Origin of the sequence: Kocuria coralli (genome assembly GCF_008831305.1) — a bacterium.
In the GTDB taxonomy this organism is placed as follows: domain Bacteria; phylum Actinomycetota; class Actinomycetes; order Actinomycetales; family Micrococcaceae; genus Kocuria; species Kocuria coralli.
On sequence record NZ_ML708642.1, the window covers coordinates 1 to 5289 of the forward strand.

Sequence of the window (5289 nt, forward strand, 5' to 3'; positions counted from 1 at the left end):
CGGCCCAGACTCCTACGGGAGGCAGCAGTGGGGAATATTGCACAATGGGCGCAAGCCTGATGCAGCGACGCCGCGTGAGGGATGACGGCCTTCGGGTTGTAAACCTCTTTCAGCAGGGAAGAAGCTTTTGTGACGGTACCTGTAGAAGAAGCGCCGGCTAACTACGTGCCAGCAGCCGCGGTAATACGTAGGGCGCAAGCGTTGTCCGGAATTATTGGGCGTAAAGAGCTCGTAGGCGGTTTGTCGCGTCTGCTGTGAAAGCCCGGGGCTTAACTCCGGGTGTGCAGTGGGTACGGGCAGACTGGAGTGCAGTAGGGGAGACTGGAATTCCTGGTGTAGCGGTGAAATGCGCAGATATCAGGAGGAACACCGATGGCGAAGGCAGGTCTCTGGGCTGTTACTGACGCTGAGGAGCGAAAGCATGGGGAGCGAACAGGATTAGATACCCTGGTAGTCCATGCCGTAAACGTTGGGCACTAGGTGTGGGGGGCATTCCACGTTCTCCGCGCCGTAGCTAACGCATTAAGTGCCCCGCCTGGGGAGTACGGCCGCAAGGCTAAAACTCAAAGGAATTGACGGGGGCCCGCACAAGCGGCGGAGCATGCGGATTAATTCGATGCAACGCGAAGAACCTTACCAAGGCTTGACATGCACTAGATCGCCTCAGAGATGGGGTTTCCCCTTGTGGGTTGGTGTACAGGTGGTGCATGGTTGTCGTCAGCTCGTGTCGTGAGATGTTGGGTTAAGTCCCGCAACGAGCGCAACCCTCGTTCCATGTTGCCAGCACGCTCCTTCGGGGGTGGTGGGGACTCATGGGAGACTGCCGGGGTCAACTCGGAGGAAGGTGGGGATGACGTCAAATCATCATGCCCCTTATGTCTTGGGCTTCACGCATGCTACAATGGCCGGTACAAAGGGTTGCGATACTGTGAGGTGGAGCTAATCCCAAAAAGCCGGTCTCAGTTCGGATCGTGGTCTGCAACTCGACCACGTGAAGTCGGAGTCGCTAGTAATCGCAGATCAGCAACGCTGCGGTGAATACGTTCCCGGGCCTTGTACACACCGCCCGTCAAGTCACGAAAGTTGGTAACACCCGAAGCCGGTGGCCTAACCCTTGTGGGGGGAGCCGTCGAAGGTGGGACTGGCGATTGGGACTAAGTCGTAACAAGGTAGCCGTACCGGAAGGTGCGGCTGGATCACCTCCTTTCTAAGGAGCATCGACATCCGTGTCGCCGTGTGGCGACCCGCCTCGACCCTTGATGAGCAGGGGTGGGGGTGCGTGGTGTGTGTTCATGGGTGGAATATCAACAAACCATCATCAATATCAAGCGTCCTCCTCCTTTGTGGGGTGGGGGTGTGGGTTGGTGGTGCTGCGTGCTGGGGTGCGACCGTTTGTGGTGGTGTCCTGGTGGGTGGGGAACACTGTTGGGTCCTGGGATAACAGGACCCCCTCGCTCGATCTGATGTGATCTGGATCTGATGTGATCTGATGGTGATCGTCTGTGGTCGGGGACGCTGATTGTTCTGCTGGGTTTTGCTTGGTGGGGTGGTGGGTGTGTGGGGGGTTGGTGTTGTTCTTGGTTGGTCTGCTGGTCTTTACGCCTGGGTTTTTGCTTGGGTGGTGGGGTTGGTGGGTGTGTTGTTTGAGAACTGTATAGTGGACGCGAGCATCTTGTTCTTTATGTGATTGCTCTCCTAAGTGACTGCATGCGGCTGTGTGTTGTGTGTGGTTGCTGGGGGTGATTTTGAGAACGTTACCGCCCGCATCGTTTGGTGTGGGTGGTGTTTTTTGTGTCTGTAGATTGTTAAGGGCGCATGGTGGATGCCTTGGCATCAGGAGCCGATGAAGGACGTGGTAATCTGCGATAAGCCTCGGGGAGTTGATAAACGGGCTGTGATCCGAGGATGTCCGAATGGGGAAACCCCGCTGCCTGTGTGGGTAGTGACTTGTATCTGAATTCATAGGGTGCAAGGGGGAACGCGGGGAAGTGAAACATCTCAGTACCCGTAGGAAGAGAAAACAAGAGTGATTCCGTGAGTAGTGGCGAGCGAAAGCGGATGGGGCTAAACCGTTGGTGTGTGATACCCGGCAGGGGTTGCATCAGCGGGGTTGTGGGATGCGTTGTTCCTCCGTCTGCCGGTGGGGGTGCGTGAGTGCGGGGTGGTAGTCGAAGCATTGTTGAGTGGTGTGCCGTAGAGGGTGTGAGTCCCGTAGACGAAACTGCTGTCCGCCGCGTGTGGCGTTGTCCCGAGTAGCACGGGGCTCGTGGAATCTCGTGTGAATCTGCCAGGACCACCTGGTAAGCCTGAATACTACCTGATGACCGATAGCGGACTAGTACCGTGAGGGAAAGGTGAAAAGTACCCCGGGAGGGGAGTGAAAGAGTACCTGAAACCATGTGCTTACAAGCCGTCAGAGCCTTGTGCCTCCTTTGGGGGTGGTGGGGTGATGGCGTGCCTTTTGAAGAATGAGCCTGCGAGTTAGTGTCATGTCGCGAGGTTAACCCGTGTGGGGTAGTCGTAGCGAAAGCGAGTCTGAATAGGGCGGTTGAGTGGCGTGATCTAGACCCGAAGCGAAGTGATCTACCCATGGCCAGGTTGAAGCGCGTGTAAGAGCGTGTGGAGGACCGAACCCACTTCAGTTGAAAATGGAGGGGATGAGCTGTGGGTAGGGGTGAAAGGCCAATCAAACTTCGTGATAGCTGGTTCTCCCCGAAATGCATTTAGGTGCAGCGTTGCGTGTTTCTTCCCGGAGGTAGAGCTACTGGATGGCTGATGGGCCCTATCAGGTTACTGACGTCAACCAAACTCCGAATGCCGGTGAAGTGAGAGCGTGGCAGTGAGACCGTGGGGGATAAGCTTCATGGTCGAGAGGGAAACAGCCCAGACCACCGACTAAGGCCCCTAAGCGTGTGCTAAGTGGGAAAGGATGTGGAGTTGCTTAGACAACCAGGAGGTTGGCTTAGAAGCAGCCACCCTTGAAAGAGTGCGTAATAGCTCACTGGTCAAGTGATTCCGCGCCGATAATGTAGCGGGGCTCAAGTACACCGCCGAAGTCGTGGCAATACACAATGTTCCTGTAATGGGTGTGTGTTGGGTAGGGGAGCGTCGAGCGGGTGGTGAAGTCGCGGGGTGACCCAGCGGTGGAACCCGTTCGAGTGAGAATGCAGGCATGAGTAGCGAATGACGGGTGAGAAACCCGTCCGCCGGATGATCAAGGGTTCCAGGGTCAAGCTAATCTGCCCTGGGTGAGTCGGGACCTAAGGCGAGGCCGACAGGCGTAGTCGATGGATAACGGGTTGATATTCCCGTACCGGCGAAGAACCGCCCATACTGAGCTGGGGATACTAACCACCGAGCCTGCCCGTTTCACCGTGTCATCCCTTTCGGGGGGTGTGTGGTGTTGTGGTGGGTGGTGTGGGACCTGATCCAGGGAGGTAAGCGTGTTAACAGGTGTGACGCAGGAAGGTAGCCGAGCCAGGCGATGGTTGTCCTGGTCTAAGCGTGTAGGACTCAGGGTTGTTAAATGCGCTCTGTGTGTGTCTGAGACGTGATGGGACCCCTTTGGTGGGGGATTCGGTGATCCTATGCTGCCGAGAAAAGCATCGACGTGAGGTTCTAGCCGCCCGTACCCTAAACCGACACAGGTGATCAGGTAGAGAATACTAAGGCGTTCGAGAGAATCATGGTTAAGGAACTCGGCAAAATGCCCCCGTAACTTCGGGAGAAGGGGGGCCCGGACCCTGAACTGCACGTGCTGTGGTGAGGGGGTAAGGGTCGCAGAGACCAGGGGGAAGCGACTGTTTATCAAAAACACAGGTCCGTGCGAAGTCGTAAGACGATGTATACGGACTGACTCCTGCCCGGTGCTGGAAGGTTAAGAGGACCTGTTAAACCCTTCGGGGTTGAAGCGGAGAATTTAAGCCCCAGTAAACGGCGGTGGTAACTATAACCATCCTAAGGTAGCGAAATTCCTTGTCGGGTAAGTTCCGACCTGCACGAATGGAGTAACGACTTCCCTACTGTCTCAACCATGAACTCGGCGAAATTGCACTACGAGTAAAGATGCTCGTTACGCGCAGCAGGACGGAAAGACCCCGTGACCTTTACTATAGTTTGGTATTGGTGTTTGGTGCGGCTTGTGTAGGATAGGTGGGAGACTGTGAGACTGTCACGCTAGTGATGGTGGAGTCGTTGTTGAAATACCACTCTGGTCGCTCTGGATGTCTAACTTCGGCCCGTGATCCGGGTCAGGGACAGTGCCTGATGGGTAGTTTAACTGGGGCGGTTGCCTCCTAAAGAGTAACGGAGGCGCCCAAAGGTTCCCTCAGCCTGGTTGGCAATCAGGTGTTGAGTGTAAGTGCACAAGGGAGCTTGACTGTGAGAGTGACGGCTCGAGCAGGGACGAAAGTCGGGACTAGTGATCCGGCGGTACATTGTGGAATGGCCGTCGCTCAACGGATAAAAGGTACCTCGGGGATAACAGGCTGATCTTGCCCAAGAGTCCATATCGACGGCATGGTTTGGCACCTCGATGTCGGCTCGTCGCATCCTGGGGCTGGAGTTGGTCCCAAGGGTTGGGCTGTTCGCCCATTAAAGCGGCACGCGAGCTGGGTTCAGAACGTCGTGAGACAGTTCGGTCCCTATCCGCTGCGCGCGTTGGAAATTTGAGAAGGTCTGTCCTTAGTACGAGAGGACCGGGACGGACGAACCTCTGGTGTGTCAGTTGTTCCGCCAGGAGCACCGCTGATTGGCTACGTTCGGGAGAGATAACCGCTGAAAGCATCTAAGCGGGAAGCTTGCTTCGAGATGAGATTTCCATCCAACACTCGTGTTGGTGAAGGTGCCCAGGAGATGACTGGGTTGATAGGCCAGACGTGGAAGCAGCGACTAACGAGTTGTGAAGCTGACTGGTACTAATACACCGAAGATCTACACACACGAAAACATGAGTATGTGCGCGTCCACTATACGGTCCCCGAACAACACACCGGTAACACACTGGTAAGACCACAAACAAGTTTCATAAAAGAATACCGAGTACTGTGAACCGATCACACGACACGGGTGGGGTAACCCACCTGGTTCGGTGATCCACCACAACACACAATCTTGACAAGGCTTGTTCAAAGAGCCTGGTGTGTGGTTGTGGTGGTGCGGTGGTCATAGCATGGGGGAAACGCCCGGTCCCATCCCGAACCCGGAAGCTAAGGCCCATAGCGCTGATGGTACTGCACCCTCAAGGGTGTGGGAGAGTAAGACACCGCCGCACACCACACCACACCGTGA

3 rRNA genes are annotated in these 5289 nt (G+C 55.9%); all 3 read left to right on the forward strand.

Annotation, left to right across the window (positions count from 1 at the left end):
* A 16S ribosomal RNA gene (locus FCK90_RS15120) occupies positions 1–1207 on the forward strand; the annotation flags it as partial.
* A gap of 588 nt (positions 1208–1795) precedes the next feature.
* Positions 1796–4940 (forward strand): 23S ribosomal RNA (locus FCK90_RS15125).
* 215 nt (positions 4941–5155) lie between these two features.
* Positions 5156–5272 (forward strand): 5S ribosomal RNA (gene rrf / locus FCK90_RS15130).
* Positions 5273–5289 lie beyond the last annotated feature (17 nt).